Raw genomic sequence first — 14,695 nt, 5'->3', positions numbered from 1 at the left:
GAGCCGCGGTCAACGACACCGGCCCGATTCGCGCGCACCACGACCATGCCTGGACGGTTGATCACCAGGCTCTGGTGGCGTTCGCTACTCGGCCGATGCTTACCTGAGTGCCTGGTGATCAACTGTCCGGCTTCGCGCCGAGGAGATCCGGCGGCGCGCTGACGGGGACCGCGACCGCGCTGCTCGACCTGCCAAGATGATCCGGTCGCGTGGCGGCCAGGTTCGCTACTGCGATGACTCGGGATCGTCTCGCAGCACGCGCTTTTCGTAGGCGGATCGTTTCGACGATCCGGACACGGCGGCCACCTGATTCGGCACCGCGCGGCGCAACACGATGTCGCGCAACCACTGCGGAAGCAGTCCGGCCAGATGCACGAGCGGGCTGACGTATCCGGGCAGCGACACCTCGAAGCGGGGCCGCTCCACCACCGCGAGCACCGCATTCGCCACATCGGCGGGCTGGAGGAGTTTCGCCGCGCCCGTGGCGGTTCCGGCGGCGAGTTCGGTGTCGACGACGCCCGGCATGATCACCGACAGCCGAACCCCGCTGCCGCGCAGTTCCTCTCGAACACCGGTGAGGTAGCCGAGCACGCCGTGCTTGGTCGCGGCGTAGGTGGCCTCACCGGGCGGGGACAGTCGCGACGCGGCGGAGGCGATGGTGACGATGTGTCCGCGCCCGCGGGTGCGCATGGCGGGCGCGGCCAGGCGCACTCCGCGGATCACGCCGTGCAGGTTGACCGCGAGCATCCGGGTGGTGGCCGTGTCGGGTTCGGTGTCGAAGGCGCCGACCCACATCACGCCCGCGTTGTTGACCAGCACATCGATCGGCCCGAGTAGCGCCTCGGTGGTGGCCAGGAAATCGTGGAAGGAGCGCTCGTCGGTGACGTCGAGTTCGCAGCCGTGCACGGTGCCGGGCAGTTCGGCGGCGGCGGTGCGGGCCGCGGTGCCGGACAGGTCGCCGATGCAGACCCGTGCGCCCGTGAGCGCGAACTGGCGCGCGGTCTCACGGCCGATGCCCGCGGCGCCGCCGGTGATGGCGACGACCAGTCCGGCATGGGTGCGTTTCATCGGCAAAGCCTTTCGATCCAGCGGAAATGTCACTTCTGACATGTCGTCATGTCAAAAATTGTGGCCTAGTATTCCACGCAGTCGCACAGAAGGACAGGGTTCGATGGAAGCGCACTCCGCCGAGCATTCGGCGGGTCGGCGGTACTCGGGGCGCACCCCGGCCGAACGGGTCGGGCAGCGCCGGACGGCGCTGTTGGCCGCGGCTCTCGAACTGTTCGGTACCCAGGGTTACGCGGCCGGGTCGGTGAAACAGCTGTGCGGGCTCGCCGGGCTCACCGAGCGCTATTTCTACGAATCGTTCAGCGACCGCGAGGCCTGTCTGGCAGCCCTCTACGACGAACTGGCCGGCCGCCTCGAGGAGCGGACGCAGGAGGCGCTGCGCGCGTCGGGACCGAGCCTGGACGAGCTGATCGGCGCCGGTCTCGGCGGGTTCATCGGCTATCTCACCGAGGACCCGCGCCGCGCGCGAGTCGTCCTGATCGAAGTGGTCGGGGTGTCGGCGGCGATGGAGCAGCGCAGGCACGCGGTGTTGCGCGACTACGCGGAGCTGGTGGCGGGTCTGTGGTCGTCGGCGCGTGCGCGGCCGCTGCCCGAGCGTGAACGGCTGACCTGCATCGCGCTCGTCGGCGGCGTGAACCACTTGCTGGTCGACTGGCTGCTCGACGGTCGTACCCACGACCCGGCACAGCTCGTCGAGGTGTGCACGGGCTTGTTCACCGCGGTCCGCGCGACCGACCCGACGCTGCCGGAATGAGGATCAGCGCAGCGCGGTGTGCCAGACGACGGCCGCCGCGAGCGCGCCCGCGCCGTTGAGCGACCAGTGCAGCGCGATCGGCGCCAGCAGACTCCCGCTGCGTCGCCGCAACCAGGTGAACACCACCCCGGCCACCGCGGTCGCGGCCACGGCGAGCGCGATGCCGACGATCTGACCGAGCAGCCCACCGCCGACGATCTCGAGCAGACCCTTGTTACCGCTGGTCAGCCCCATCGACGAGGCGATGTGCCAGAGCCCGAACATCAGCGAGCCCGCGGCGAACAGCCCGCGCACCCCGACCACGCGGTCGAGCGTGCCGTGCAGCACGCCGCGGAACGCCAGTTCCTCGGGGATGACGGTCTGCAGCGGAATGACGATCATCGACGCGATCAGCGCGCCGGAGATGGTGGCATAGCGATCGGCCAGGAAGAACGGCCGGGTGATCGGCAGCAGCGCGCCGATGGCGACGGCGGTGAGCACGATGCCGACCGCGCCGAGCGCGTAGAGCGTGCCGCGCCGCCAGTGCCGTGGTGACAGGCCGAGTTCGGCCCAGCCGAGTCCGCGCTTGCGCATGAGCACCAGCAGGGCGACGGCCGCGATGGGCACGGTGACGATGCTGGCCCAGGCGGTGGTGAAGTGCGCGATCAGATTCGTCCCGGCCAGCACGACGACGACTACGGCGATATCGATGTAGGCGTGCAGCTTGGGCCGGGCGGCGGCGACGGGGGCGGAGGCGAGCACCCGACCGAGTGTACGGAAGGATCACGATACGGAAACGGCCCGGTGAACAGCCCGTTCACCACCGCCGATAGCGAATCGGCATCGTCACCGGCGGTTCGGCGGCCCACCAAGATCGATAGCGCCGCGCCGCGCTGTGAGCTACTCGACAGCCGATTCGGACCATCCGGGCAGATCGGTCCATGCCTGCAGCGAGCGCTGGGTCTCGAACCGCCGTGGCTCCCCGCTGATCGGGTCGGTGAACTCGAGCGAGGCGGCCAGCAATTGCAGGGGTCGGGTGTAGTTGTCGACCGATTTGTCGGTGACCACCGGATAGAAGTCGTCACCGAGGATCGGCACGCCGAGGCTGTTCATGTGTAACCGCAGCTGGTGGGTGCGCCCGGTGTGCGGTCGCAGCCGGTAGCGGCCGAGACCGTCGCGGTGCTCGAGCAACGACACCTCGGTCTCGGCATTGGGCTCGCCCTCGACCTCCATCGCCGCCAGCACCTGCTTCTCCTTGATGATCCGGCTGCGCACGACGCGCGGCAGCTCGAGCGCGGGGTCGTAGGGCGCGATGGCCTCGTACTCCTTGCGCACGGTCCGGTGGTGGAACATCGTCTGGTAGGCCCCGCGCCGGGCCGGGTTCACCACGAACAGGATCAGGCCGGCGGTCACCCGGTCCAGCCGGTGCGCGGGGATCAGGTCGGGCAGGTCGAGGTCGCGGCGCAGGCGGACCAGCGCGGTCTGCAGGATGTGCTGGCCGCGCGGGATGGTCGCCAGGAAGTGGGGTTTGTCCACCACCAGGATGTCCTCGTCACGGTGCACGATGCCGATCTCGAACGGCACCTCGGTCTCCACCGGCAGGTCGCGGTGAAACCAGACCGCGCCACCGGGCACATACGGCGCGTTCGGTCCGAGCGGCCCGTCCAGGTCGACGATCTCGCCCGCCCGCAGCATCTCCTCGATCCGTGCCGGGTCGACTCGCGGCAACCGCTCGACGAGATGGTCGCGCACGGTCGCCCACTGCCCGTCCTCGGGCAAGCGGAGTCGGGCCGGGTCGAGGCCGTGCCGTTTAGGCAGCGGCGGCTGCTGCCTACGTCGCATGGAGAACAGTCTCGCAGTGCCTGTTGGCGGCGCGGTGTTCAGGCAGCGCGCACGGCGAGGCCGGGATACTCGACCACCAATCCGTACTCGTCGTATTCCAAGGTGGCGTGGAAGTCGAAGGTCGGCGCGGTGTAGTCATAGCGCTGCCCGGCCCCGTCGACGACGCGGCGATAGTGCTGCGGCAACCGGGCCGCGGTGAGATCACCGGCGCGCACATAGACCGCGGGCGCGTCCGCGGCATCGCCGACCGCGAGACCCAGCCGCCGGACCGGCAGCGCGTTCGTGAACGCCGACGCCTCCAGATCGATGTCGAGACACCCGTCGAGCTCCGGCACCGCGCTCCCGTCGACCTGCCAGCGACCGAGCCCATCGGACTGCACACTCACCGTCCGCCGCCCCTCCGGATACCGCCCGACGATCTGCGCCGACCGCGTATGCCAACTCCCATCGAGCCGCAACCGATAGTCGACCGCCCACACCACCCCGTCCTCGACCGCCGTCGCACACCCCTCGACGACAACCCCCCGCTCATCCCGATGGAAGTACGCCACTTCGAACCCCGTGCGTGCCTCGCGATGCCGCCAGGCGGCCGAGGGCGGCAGGGCGGTGAACGACACAGTGTGCTCCTCACGGACGGCAGTCGGCTCGTGGTGCGCAACATTCCCTACACCGACACCATTCCCGATATTCCGCGGCCGAATCGCCGGAACGAAGGAACCCAACGACTTCCGTCATCGCGGACCGATCTCTTCGGCTGCCGTATCCGGGAGTGGACTGTCCCCTAAACTCGGGCGGCAGACGATCCAGGGGGGACCTCATGCCAATCTCGTTCGTGACCGGCGCGGAGCCGGTAACTTCCGAAAACCGTTTCGTGGCATTGCTTCTCGCGCACGCGAACGCGTCCAGAAATATTCTCCGCTGCCTGGCCGCGCTGATTCTGGCGCTGACCGGAACCGGCATTGCCGCCGCAGAACCATTGTCTCCGCACATCGCACCGGTGGTCGTCACGCTGCCCGCGCCGACCGGGGATCACGCGATCGGTGTGGTGGATCTGCACCTGGTCGATGCCGAACGCCGAGATCCCTATGTCCCGGCGCAGCAACGGGAACTGATGATCAGCATCTGGTATCCCGCCGCGGACACCTCGGCGGCGCCCGTTCGACCGTGGATGGCAACCGATATCGCGCGGATCTACGCAGAGGACCTGGCGTCGGTGGGTGTGCCCTCGGCCGACAGCTGGGCGCTCGCCCCCAGCCGCGGTCGCCTGGACGCACCGGCGGACATCTCCCGGGGAGCTCGTCCGATAGTGCTCTTCTCGCCCGGGATGGGTTTGTCCCGGGAATTGAGCACCGCCCAAGCCGAGGATCTCGCCAGTCACGGCTACGTCGTGGTCACCATGAACCACACCCATGAGACGTTCGCGACGGAGTTCCCGGACGGCCGTATCGCCCGCAGCGTCCTGCCGCCTGCCGCCGAACCCGACGAGGTCGAGAAGCAGGTGGCCATCGCGCTGCCGACCAGGGTCGCGGACACGCGGTTCGTGCTCGACGCGCTGGCCGACCTCGCGGCCGGTGCCAACCCGGACGCCGGCCGGCATCCGCTGCCCGCGCAGCTCGCCGACGTGCTCGACCTGTCCAAGGTGGCGATGTACGGCCATTCGCTCGGTGGAGCGACCGCGGCGCAGGCGATGTACGAGGACCGGCGCATCGGCGCTGCCGCGAATCTCGATGGCGGGCTCTGGGGCCCGGTTGTCTCCGCGGGCCTGGATCGCCCCTTCCTGCTCATCAGCGCGGAGGGTCACCATCGAGATGACATCCCCAGCTGGAAACAATTCTGGTCCACCGCGGGGCCCAAATTGCATTTCCAGCTCCGCGGCGCACAACATCACTCGTTCTGTGACAACCAGATCCTCGCCGACGCGCTCGCCGCGGCCGGTCTCCTCCCGGCTGCGGGCAAGGTGCAATTGGTCGGCGAGATCGACCCCGAGCGTTCTCTTGAGGTACAGCGCGGATATCTGCGCACATTCTTCGACACCACGCTGGGCGGAAACGCCGATCCCGCCCATGCGTTGGCCATGGCGCTCAGTCCGGAAATGACTCCCGTTCCCTAGGGTCCGGAGCAATGAATTTAGGCTAACCTATCTTCGGCGAGTTGCCGCGGACAGGTGAGAGGCGAGAACGTTATGACGGTGCAGGCAGCGCCGCCGCCGGGGGCGGAGTCGGGCAACCGGCCGCCGAGGGCGGTCGCGAAGGCGAAGAAGCAGCAGGAAGCGGCGGCTCGCAAGGAGATCTTGGCGCCGGTCTCGGGGATGCTCACGGCGGCGAGTGTGATCGTGGCCGTCGCCTCGGTCTGCGCGGTGGTGCCGTTCATCCTGATCGTCGAGGCCTGCCGTGAGCTGCTCGCGTCCCCGGTCGACACCGATCGGGTGTGGTGGCTGTTCGGCGCGGCCGTCGCGGTGCTCGTCTTCCGGGCGTTCCTGCAGGTGGTGGCGCTGATCTGGTCGCACGCGGTCGACGCGAACTACCAGCTCACCCTGCGCAGGCTGCTCGCGACCAAGCTCACCAGGGTGCCGCTGGGCTGGTTCGGCGAACGCAGCTCCGGCGAGGTCAAGACCTACCTGCGCGACGACGTCGAGGCCCTGCACTACCTGGTCGCGCACGCCCGTCTCGAATTCGTCGGCGCCCTGGTGGTGCCGGTGGTGACGCTGGGCTACCTGTTCACGGTCGACTGGCGGCTGACGCTGGTACTGCTGATCCCGCTGCTGGCCTACGGCCGCCTGCTCGGCCGGATCATGGACCGCGACGGCCGCGACCGCGTCGCCGTCTACACCCGCTGGGAACGCCGCACCTCCGATGCCGCGATCGAGTTCGTCGACGGCATCCAGGTCGTGCGCGCCTTCGGTCAGGCGGGCAAGGCGCACCGCGAATTCCAGGACTCCGTCGACGGACTCGTGCAGTCCGCGCAGCGGATGAAGATGCCGATCATCCGCGTGCAGGCCGCCTCCGACATCGTCGTCGCCCCGGTGTTCGTGATGCTGGTCGTGGTTCTCGGCGGGCTGTCCGGGGTGGGTCTGGGCTGGGTCGCCCCGCTCGACATGCTGCCGTTCGTCCTGGTCGGCCTCGGTATCGGCAGTTCGCTGCTCGGCCTCGGCTACGGTTCGCAGGCCCTGCGCGCGGGCAACGCGGCCGCGCTGCGCCTGCACGAACTGCAGCAGACACCTGAACTGGACCAGGCGCCCGAGACCACGAGTACCGAGCCCACCGAACCCGGTGTCGTCCGGTTCGAGGGCGTCGAATTCGCCTACCGCACCGGTCACGACGTGCTGCGCGGCATCGACCTCGAACTGCGCCCCGGCACCATCACCGCCCTGGTCGGCCCGAGCGGTTCGGGCAAGTCGACCCTGGCCAAGCTGCTACCCCGCTTCTATGACGTGGGTGCGGGCCGGATCACCATCGCCGGTCGCGACATCCGCGAGTACTCGAGCGAAGAGCTGTATCGCACCGTCGGTTTCGTCTTCCAGGACGTGCGCCTGATCCGCGGCTCTATCCGCGAGAACCTGCTGATCGCGCGCCCCGACGCCGACGACGCGGCCATCGAACGCGCCACCCGCGCCGCCCAGATCCACGACCGGATCGTGGCACTGCCGCGCGGCTACGACTCCGAGATCGGCGAGGACGCCAGCCTGTCCGGCGGTGAGGCGCAACGCCTCTCGATCGCGCGGGCGCTGCTGGCCGACACCCCGGTGCTCGTCCTCGACGAGGCCACCGCCTTCGCCGACCCGGAATCCGAAGCCGCGGTGCAGGACGCGCTGGCCGCCCTGGTGGCCGGTCGCACCGTCCTGGTGATCGCGCACCGCCTGCACACCATCACCGGAGTCGACCGGATCCTGGTGCTGGACAACGGCACTCTCGTCGAACAGGGCCCGCACGCCGAACTGGTCGGCGCCGGTGGGCTCTATCAGCGGCTCTGGGAGATCAACGAGGCCGCGCTCGGCACGCTCGCCCTGGTGGAGGACGCACGATGATTCGCAAGGTATTCCGGCTGGTTCCCGCCGAATTCGCCCCGCTGCTGCCCAAGCTGCTCGCCGCGATCGTGCTGCAGGCGCTGTGCCAGGCCGCCGCCTATCTGCTGCTGGTCCCCGTGCTCGAGGCGCTGATCGGCGATGATCTGAGCCGCGCCTGGCTGTGGGCGCTCGGCATGACGGTGGCCGTCGGCGGCCTGATCGTGTTCGGCTACCTGCAGGCCGTCATCGGTCTGCGCATCGGCCTCGGGATGCAGCGTGGCCTGCAGACCCGGCTCGGTGATCAGCTCAACGCGCTGCCGCTGGGCTGGTTCGAGGGTCGCGACGCCGCCCCGCTGTCGCGGGTGGTGGTCGAGCAGGTGCGTGAGATGCAGGGCCTGATCGCCTATCTGCTCACCAAGGTGCTCACCGGCGTGATCGTGCCGGTGGCCGTCGCGATCGGCATGCTGTTCATCGACTGGCGGATCGGCCTGGCCATGCTGCTCGCCGCGCCCGTGCTGTACCTGGTCAACGGCCTGGCCACCCGGGCATACACCGGCGCCGACGCGCGCCTGCACGACGCGGCGGGCGAAGCCGATTCGCGCGTGGTCGAATTCGCGCAGGCCCAGCCGGTGCTGCGCGCGTTCGGCGCGGTGGGCGCGGGCAACAAGGCACTGGACTCGGCGCTGGTCCGGCACCGTTCGGCGGTGCTGCGGATGATGGTCGCGACCGTGCCGGGTCTGGTCGTGTTCGCGCTGTTCGTGCAGGCGGTGTTCCTGGTGCTGGTCTACCTCGCGGTGGTCCAGGTGACCGACGGCACCATCTCCGCGGCCGTCGCGATCGCCCTGATCGCGGTGAGCTCGCGCTTCATCGAACCGGTGAACCAGGCCGCCCAGCTCGGGACCGCGCTGCGCTCGGCCGCCGCGGCCGCCGATCGGATCACCGATCTGCTCGACGAACCGACCCTGCCCGAGGCCACCGAACCGGTGACCCCCGGCGCACCCGCCGTGGTTTTCGACGCGGTGAGCTTCGGCTACCGCCCCGACGAGCCCGTGCTCGCGGATCTGACCTTCACCGTCCCCGCCGGCACGACCACCGCGATCGTCGGACCCAGCGGTTCGGGCAAGACCACGCTGCTGCGCCTGGCCGCCCGCTTCTACGACGTGGATTCCGGCACGGTCTCGGTGGGCGAGCACGATGTGCGCGCCCAGCCGTCGGAGACCCTGCTCGACCAGCTCTCGCTGGTGTTCCAGAACGTCTACCTGTTCAATCGCACGGTCGCCGAGAACATCCGGATCGGCAACCCCGACGCCACCGAGGACGAGCTGCTGCGCGCCGCGCGGGCGGCCAGGGTCGACGAGATCGCCGAGCGCCTGCCCGAGGGCTACGACACCCAGGTCGGCGAGGGCGGCGCGTCGCTGTCCGGTGGTGAGCGCCAACGGGTTTCGATCGCCCGCGCGCTGCTCAAGTCCGCACCCATCGTCCTGCTCGACGAGGCGACCAGCGCACTCGACCCGCACAGCGAGGCGGTCGTCGTGCGCGGCATCCACGAATTGACCAGGGACAAGACCGTTCTGGTGGTCGCGCACCGCCTGGCGACCATCTCCCACGCCGACCAGATCCTGTTCCTGGACGCGGGCCGCATCGTCGAGCGCGGTACCCACGACGAACTGCTCGCCCTCGACGGCCGCTACGCCGCCTTCTGGAACGAACGCGAGCGAGCCACCGGCTGGCGCCTGGAGCCGGTCTCGGCCTGAGTGCGAAACGCTCGGCGGCCGTGCGGATCTCGTGATCCGTCCGGCCGCCGACGGCGTTCTACCCGGGGATCGGTCCGCCGCTGATGCCGTCGTGTGTCGCGACCGCGGCGGGGATCTCGTTGTGCGTGCCGGTCAGGAACGGCACGAGGATGTCGTTGGTGGCGCGCTGGGTCGCGGCCGGTCCTCGGGAGCCACCGAGGATCCGGGTGACGACGAACCGCGCCGGAGCCGAAAGGAACTGCGGCACATCGGTGAAGCTGTAGTGGTCGGCCTCGTTGATCTCGTAGCGAAAGCCGGGTGCGTCGAGCCGGTCCAGCAGCATGCCGTTTCCGTCGAGATAGCGCTGGGAGTGCCCGGTTTCGGAGCGATCGCTCTCCAGCAGCAGGACCGGCCGGTTCAATGTGTGTTCGGGCAGGGGGCCGTAGAGCGTGCCGTCGATATTGGCGGCGGCGGTGAGTCGTGGATCGGCGGCCAGGGCCGAGAGCGCGGCCGCGCCGCCGAGGGAATGCCCGGTGGCGGTGAGGGTGCCGAGGTCGACGCGGTCGGCGAGTGGTCCGAGCACTTCGGGGCGGGTGAGCTGGTCGAGGACGAAACGCAGGTCGGCGGTGCGGGTGTCGAGGTGTTCGGTCATGAAGCGGGTGCCGTCGGGATCGTCGTCGGCGATCTGCCCGACGGTGGTCGCGATGGTGCCGTCGGCGAGTTCGGTGACGCCGGACTCGTAGGGGTGATCGACGGCAAGGACGATGAATCCGCGACTGGCCAGATCGGTGACCAGCCCGGTGTAGAACGCGCGGGGTGCGCCGTAGCCGGGGGAGAACAGGACCACCGGCCACTGGGCCCGGTCCTGGGCGAGGGGCACATCCGCGGACGCGTGCGAATCGATGCTGCGGTACTCCGCCAGCAGGAACCCGGGCAGCTGGCTGACCCGCGCGGGCAGCTGGTCGCGCCCGTCGATGTACACCCACCGCCGGGCACTGTGCTGATCGGTCGGATACCAGGCCTGCACAACGACATTGCGCCGATCGTCGGTCGCCGCCGTCGCGGGTTCCGGGCGCGATTCGTCGACCCAGCGGAAGATCTCCGACCCCACCGCGTACCGGCCCGTCGGCTCCGGCAGCTCGGGGATCGGCGGCACGGCCCACGGAATGATCGCCGCCGCGGCGAGCACCCCGATCCCGGTGCGGAACACCACCCTTCGCCGCGACGGGTCGGTGTCGGTGAAGATGAACGCCAGGCTCACCGCGATCAGCAGATAGACCGGGACCAGGTGCCAGTAGAAGGTCTCCAGCACCCACTGCGCCACCGCGCCGACGACGAGCAGCGCCAGCACCAGCGGAGCCACCCGCCGTGCCGCCCGCGGGAAGGCGATCAGCACGATCGCGAACACCACAGCAGCGCCCCACAGCACTGCGTCGATCACGGACACTCGGCGCTCGTTTCGACGAATTCGGCTCGGGCGGTCCCCGACCGCCACGACTGTCGTCGTCCAGCGTGCCCGGAATCGTGGCCCGGCGCGTCGCCACCAGGGCGTATTTCAGGGTAGGTCTGGGGGATGACCCTGACCCTGAGGAGCTACTTCCAGTAGGCGCGGGCCTTGATGTCGGTCTTGGGCAGCGCGTGGGTGGTCCTGAGCGTCTTCACGATCGAGCGGGTCGTCGCCCCGTCGCAGGCCACCCAGGCGTAAGTCCCCGGGACGCAGGTGATTTCCTGGGCCTTCTCGCGCAGGAGCCGGCCGTCGTCGACGCGCGGCAGCCAGGTCACCTCGTGACCGGCGTGGCTGTGTACCGGCAGCGTCGGGTCGGATTCGTACTGCGATTCCAGGAAGACCCGCGCCGAGGCGTCGGGAATCGCGTCGAGCAGCGCGTTGATGGCCGGGAGCGAGGCGGTGTCGCCGAAGATGACGTAATCGCTGCGCTCGGTGTCGGGATGGGAGGCGTCCATGCCGAGCAGGCTCGCCTCCAGCTTGTCGCCGACGGTGGCGCGCTCGGCCCACTCGCTGGCCGGGCCGCCGTGAAGGGCGAACTCGATGTCGAAGCGGTCGGTGTCGGGGTCCTGGTTGACCAGGGTGTACCCGCGGTGATGCAGCTTGTCGGTGGTGGCATCGGGAATCCAGATGCGGATGAACTGGGTGGGGTGGGCCGGGTGGTCGGCGAGCAGGCCGTTGCCCTCGAAGCCGATCCGCAGATACTTGTCGGTGACCGTCTCCACCGAGGTGACGCGCAGCTCGTAGTCGTTGGCGCGCCAGACCTTCATGATCAGGCCGTTGGTTCCTTTACCCATGCGGATAAGGCTAGCCTAAGTACTTTTGTTTGTCGCGGTGCGGACCGGGCACGACTCGGCCCGGCCCCACGGCGTGGTGGCCGGGCCGGGGAAGTGCGGTCAGCAGGACAGCGAGGCGTAGTACGCGAGGGTGCACTGTGATTCGGAGGTGAGCTTCCAGGTGCCGTTGACATCGCGCCAGGAGACCTCGATCGGCGGGAAGGTGCCGAAGCCGGGGACGGTGACCAGCAGGTTCGCGGTGGTCAGATCGCCGGTGGTGGCGACCGGGCCCGAGACGGTCCAGGCGAAGCCGGGGACGCTGGACATCACGGTGCCGAGCTGATCGACCAGCGGCAGCCCCGCTTCGCCGTTCTCCAGCTCGTTGGCCCTGGCACCGCGGTCGGCGCCGGTGTTGAGGACCAGCTGCAGCTTGGCCTGGAGCTGGCCGGTGGTCGGTGCGGGGGTGGTCCGGACGATGGAGGGCGCGGCCAGTGCCGGGGCGACGGTGGCCAGGGTGCCTGCCGCGCCGAGGGTGGCGGCGGCGGCCAGGGCGAATGCGGCGGTGGCGGCGCGTGCCTTGTTCATGAACATGTCGGATCCAATCGTTGAGAGTCGGCTGCTAGCGCGCGTTCGTGATTTCACCACGGGGACTGGCATCAACAGTCAATATAAGGTAAGCCTATGCAAACATGTAAGGGTGTATCCCGTCATGGGTGCCCGACCGGGTGAGAGTGGAGTGCCGGTGGACAGACTTCTGGTGGTCGGTGCGGGCCCGAAGGCCATGGCGGTAGCGGCCAAGGCACATGTCCTGCGGGAGCTCGGTCTGCCCGCGCCGCGCGTCACGATCGTGGAATCGCATGCGGTGGGCGGTAACTGGCTGCCCTCGGGCGGCTGGACCGATGGTCGGCACCGGTTGGGCACCAGCCCGGAGAAGGACGTCGGCTTCCCGTATCACTCGAGCTGGGCGCGCGGCCACAATCGCGCGATCAACGAGGCGATGATGGCGTTCAGCTGGACCGCGTTCCTGGTCGAGCGCGGTGGCTATGCCGAGTGGGTCGACCGCGGCCGCCCGAGTCCGCACCACCACGTGTGGGCGAAGTACCTGCAGTGGGTGGCTCGCAAATCCGGGGTGGAGGTGGTGCTCGGCACCGTGCGCACCATCGCCGCCGCGGCCAAGGGCTGGGAGGTCGCGGTCGTCGATGCCGATGGCGTGGCCAGCGCGCTGGGGTCCGACGCGTTGATGATCACCGGTCCCGGCAACAGCGCGCGGGCGCTGGCCGAGCATCCGAAGATGCTCTCGATCGCCGAGTTCTGGAATCTGATCGGGCGCAGGGAACTGCCGTCCATCTCGCGGGCCGCGGTGATCGGCGGCGGGGAGACCGCCGGGTCGGCGATGGACGAGCTGGTCCGCCACGACGCGCTCACCGTCTCGGTGATCTCGCCCGCGGCCACCATCTACACCAGGGGCGAGAGCTACTTCGAGAACTCGCTCTACAGCGATCCGGGCAAGTGGCGGGCGCTGAGCGTCGACGAGCGCCGGGATGTGGTGCGGCGCACCGATCGTGGCGTGTTCTCGGTGCGCGTGCAGGAGAACCTGCTCGGTGACAGTCGCGTCCACCACCTGCAGGGCCGGGTGGTGCGCGTCGGTGGCTTGGGGGAGGGCATCGAGCTCACCTTGCGCAACGAGCGCCGCCCCGATCAGACCCATGCCTTCGACCTGGTCGTCGACGCCACCGGCGGCCAGCCGCTGTGGTTTCTCGACCTGTTCGACGCCGATGCCGCCGACCTGGTCGAGCTGGCGATCGGCGGCCCGATCGACAAGGACCGGCTCGAGGCCTCGATCGGCCACGATCTGGCGGTGACCGGGATGGAGGCCAAGCTGTTCCTGCCGAACCTGGCCGGGCTGGCCCAGGGGCCGGGCTTTCCCAACCTCAGCTGCCTCGGTGAACTGTCCGACCGGGTGCTCGCCGAGGCGACGATGCGCTCGAGCGCGGTCCGCGGGGGCGCTACCCAGCGCGCGGAATACCTCAGATAGGGTAGCCTTACCAAACGTAGTAGATGAGGACAGGTCATGCGTATCGTGTCGTTCGGCTTCCAGACCTGGGGGCGGAAAACCCTTCAGGCTCTGCTCGATTCCGAGCATGAAGTCGTCCTTGCCGTGACCCACCCGGCGAGCGAGGATTCCTACAAGGGGATCTGGTCGGACTCCGTCGAGGAGCTGGCCCGCGACCACGCCATCCCGGTCCACCTGACCGAGAGCGCCGACGCCGCGACCATCGACCTGGTCAAGCTCGCCGAACCCGATGTCATCGTGGTGAACAGCTGGTACACCTGGATGCCCGCCGAGCTGTACAACCTGCCTCGCTACGGCACGTTGAACCTGCACGATTCGCTGCTGCCCAAGTTCACCGGTTTCTCGCCGGTGCTGTGGGCGCTGATCAGCGGGGAGTCGGAGTTCGGGCTCACCGTGCACCGGATGGACGAGCAGCTCGACACCGGCGACATCCTGGTCCAGCACCGCCTGCCCATCCGCCCCGGCGTGACCGGCACCGAGCTGGTGATCGAGGGGATGGAACTCATCCCCGGCGCCGTCGCCGAGGCACTGTCCGCGCTGGAATCCGGCGATGCGCGGTGGCGTCCGCAGAACAAGGACGAGCGCACCTACTTCCACAAGCGCACCGACCGCGACAGCCGTATCGACTGGAGCTGGGACGCCGTCGACCTGGAGCGTTTCGTGCGCGCCCTGTCCGCGCCCTACCCGCACGCCTACAGCTACTACCGCGGTGAGCGGGTCGAGGTGCTGGCGGCGAAGGTCTCCGAGGCTCGCTACGGCGGCACCGCGGGGCGGGTGATCGTGCAGGAAGACGGTGGTGCCGTGGTCAGCGGCCCCGATCCGGTGCGCGGGCGCAATCGCGGGCTCGTGATCACCCGTGTCCGCACTGCCGACGGTGTCGAACACGATGGCGCCAGTTTCTTCCGGCGCGGTGGGTACCTCACCGACGCCGCGGAATAGTTCGTCTCCAGGTCGGAAGGGTG

At 69.2% G+C, this 14,695-nt stretch carries 13 protein-coding genes; 6 read left to right on the top strand and 7 right to left on the bottom strand.

Features of this window, described 5'->3' with window-relative positions:
* Positions 1–225: 225 nt before the first annotated feature.
* Entirely contained in the window at positions 226–1,068 is an 843-nt protein-coding gene (locus ACFVVM_RS29005) for an SDR family oxidoreductase (RefSeq protein ID WP_387624741.1), read from the bottom strand.
* Between the two features lie 103 nt (positions 1,069–1,171).
* Here ACFVVM_RS29005 and ACFVVM_RS29000 point away from each other — a divergent pair, with 103 nt between their 5' ends.
* A complete protein-coding gene (locus ACFVVM_RS29000) occupies positions 1,172–1,822 on the top strand; it encodes a TetR/AcrR family transcriptional regulator (protein ID WP_387624738.1) in 651 nt (216 codons plus the stop codon).
* 3 nt (positions 1,823–1,825) lie between these two features.
* On the opposite strand, the gene ACFVVM_RS28995 is transcribed toward ACFVVM_RS29000, so the two are convergent.
* From ACFVVM_RS28995 to ACFVVM_RS28985, 3 genes are all read right to left on the bottom strand, one after another.
* Positions 1,826–2,563: a type II CAAX prenyl endopeptidase Rce1 family protein gene (locus tag ACFVVM_RS28995; protein WP_387624735.1), complete on the bottom strand. Its 738-nt coding sequence runs from the start codon at positions 2,561–2,563 to the stop codon at positions 1,826–1,828.
* A gap of 138 nt (positions 2,564–2,701) precedes the next feature.
* Positions 2,702–3,643, bottom strand: a complete 942-nt coding sequence (locus tag ACFVVM_RS28990) for an RluA family pseudouridine synthase (RefSeq protein ID WP_387624732.1) — start codon at positions 3,641–3,643, stop codon at positions 2,702–2,704.
* A 38-nt stretch (positions 3,644–3,681) separates the two neighbouring features.
* The gene (locus ACFVVM_RS28985) at positions 3,682–4,260 is read right to left on the bottom strand and encodes a putative glycolipid-binding domain-containing protein (protein ID WP_387624729.1); all 579 of its coding nucleotides are present in this window, start codon (positions 4,258–4,260) and stop codon (positions 3,682–3,684) included.
* A gap of 215 nt (positions 4,261–4,475) precedes the next feature.
* Here ACFVVM_RS28985 and ACFVVM_RS28980 point away from each other — a divergent pair, with 215 nt between their 5' ends.
* The 3 genes from ACFVVM_RS28980 (at position 4,476) to ACFVVM_RS28970 (ending at position 9,400) form a co-directional block, all read left to right on the top strand.
* Positions 4,476–5,753, top strand: coding sequence for an alpha/beta hydrolase family protein (locus tag ACFVVM_RS28980; RefSeq protein WP_387624726.1), 1,278 nt, complete (start codon positions 4,476–4,478; stop codon positions 5,751–5,753).
* Between the two features lie 72 nt (positions 5,754–5,825).
* On the top strand, positions 5,826–7,667 hold the full coding sequence (locus ACFVVM_RS28975) for an ABC transporter ATP-binding protein (protein WP_387624724.1): 1,842 nt from the start codon (positions 5,826–5,828) through the stop codon (positions 7,665–7,667).
* Positions 7,664–9,400, top strand: a complete 1,737-nt coding sequence (locus ACFVVM_RS28970) for an ABC transporter ATP-binding protein (RefSeq protein WP_387624722.1) — start codon at positions 7,664–7,666, stop codon at positions 9,398–9,400. The genes ACFVVM_RS28975 and ACFVVM_RS28970 overlap by 4 nt, the downstream gene beginning before the upstream one ends.
* Before the next feature lie 58 nt (positions 9,401–9,458).
* On the opposite strand, the gene ACFVVM_RS28965 is transcribed toward ACFVVM_RS28970, so the two are convergent.
* The 3 genes from ACFVVM_RS28965 to ACFVVM_RS28955 all read right to left on the bottom strand — a co-directional run bounded on the left by ACFVVM_RS28965 (position 9,459) and on the right by ACFVVM_RS28955 (position 12,244).
* Positions 9,459–10,826: an alpha/beta hydrolase family protein gene (locus ACFVVM_RS28965; RefSeq protein ID WP_387624719.1), complete on the bottom strand. Its 1,368-nt coding sequence runs from the start codon at positions 10,824–10,826 to the stop codon at positions 9,459–9,461.
* A 146-nt stretch (positions 10,827–10,972) separates the two neighbouring features.
* Complete coding sequence (locus tag ACFVVM_RS28960) at positions 10,973–11,680, bottom strand: siderophore-interacting protein (protein ID WP_387624716.1); 708 nt, start codon at positions 11,678–11,680, stop codon at positions 10,973–10,975.
* 99 nt (positions 11,681–11,779) lie between these two features.
* Positions 11,780–12,244 carry a hypothetical protein gene (locus tag ACFVVM_RS28955; protein WP_387624714.1) on the bottom strand — a complete coding sequence of 155 codons (465 nt, stop codon included), beginning with the start codon at positions 12,242–12,244 and terminating at the stop codon, positions 11,780–11,782.
* A 157-nt stretch (positions 12,245–12,401) separates the two neighbouring features.
* Here ACFVVM_RS28955 and ACFVVM_RS28950 point away from each other — a divergent pair, with 157 nt between their 5' ends.
* Together ACFVVM_RS28950 and ACFVVM_RS28945 are read left to right on the top strand one after the other, a co-directional pair.
* Positions 12,402–13,694, top strand: coding sequence for a SidA/IucD/PvdA family monooxygenase (locus tag ACFVVM_RS28950; protein ID WP_387624712.1), 1,293 nt, complete (start codon positions 12,402–12,404; stop codon positions 13,692–13,694).
* Between the two features lie 36 nt (positions 13,695–13,730).
* Complete coding sequence (locus ACFVVM_RS28945) at positions 13,731–14,672, top strand: methionyl-tRNA formyltransferase (protein WP_387624709.1); 942 nt, start codon at positions 13,731–13,733, stop codon at positions 14,670–14,672.
* Positions 14,673–14,695: the final 23 nt, after the last annotated feature.

Source organism: Nocardia sp. NPDC058176, assembly GCF_042883805.1.
GTDB lineage: Bacteria > Actinomycetota > Actinomycetes > Mycobacteriales > Mycobacteriaceae > Nocardia.
Note: the sequence above shows the minus strand (reverse complement) of the source record. Positions and strands in the feature narration are given on the sequence as shown.

What these genes read in the sequence shown, in the direction of transcription:
- ACFVVM_RS29005 (WP_387624741.1), bottom strand. Translation starts at nt 1,068, where the DNA reads ATGAAACGCACCCATGCCGGACTGGTCGTCGCCATCACCGGCGGCGCC.
- ACFVVM_RS28945 (WP_387624709.1), top strand. Translation starts at nt 13,731, where the DNA reads ATGCGTATCGTGTCGTTCGGCTTCCAGACCTGGGGGCGGAAAACCCTT.
- ACFVVM_RS28975 (WP_387624724.1), top strand. Translation starts at nt 5,826, where the DNA reads ATGACGGTGCAGGCAGCGCCGCCGCCGGGGGCGGAGTCGGGCAACCGG.
- ACFVVM_RS28990 (WP_387624732.1), bottom strand. Translation starts at nt 3,643, where the DNA reads ATGCGACGTAGGCAGCAGCCGCCGCTGCCTAAACGGCACGGCCTCGAC.
- ACFVVM_RS29000 (WP_387624738.1), top strand. Translation starts at nt 1,172, where the DNA reads ATGGAAGCGCACTCCGCCGAGCATTCGGCGGGTCGGCGGTACTCGGGG.
- ACFVVM_RS28960 (WP_387624716.1), bottom strand. Translation starts at nt 11,680, where the DNA reads ATGGGTAAAGGAACCAACGGCCTGATCATGAAGGTCTGGCGCGCCAAC.
- ACFVVM_RS28970 (WP_387624722.1), top strand. Translation starts at nt 7,664, where the DNA reads ATGATTCGCAAGGTATTCCGGCTGGTTCCCGCCGAATTCGCCCCGCTG.
- ACFVVM_RS28955 (WP_387624714.1), bottom strand. Translation starts at nt 12,244, where the DNA reads ATGAACAAGGCACGCGCCGCCACCGCCGCATTCGCCCTGGCCGCCGCC.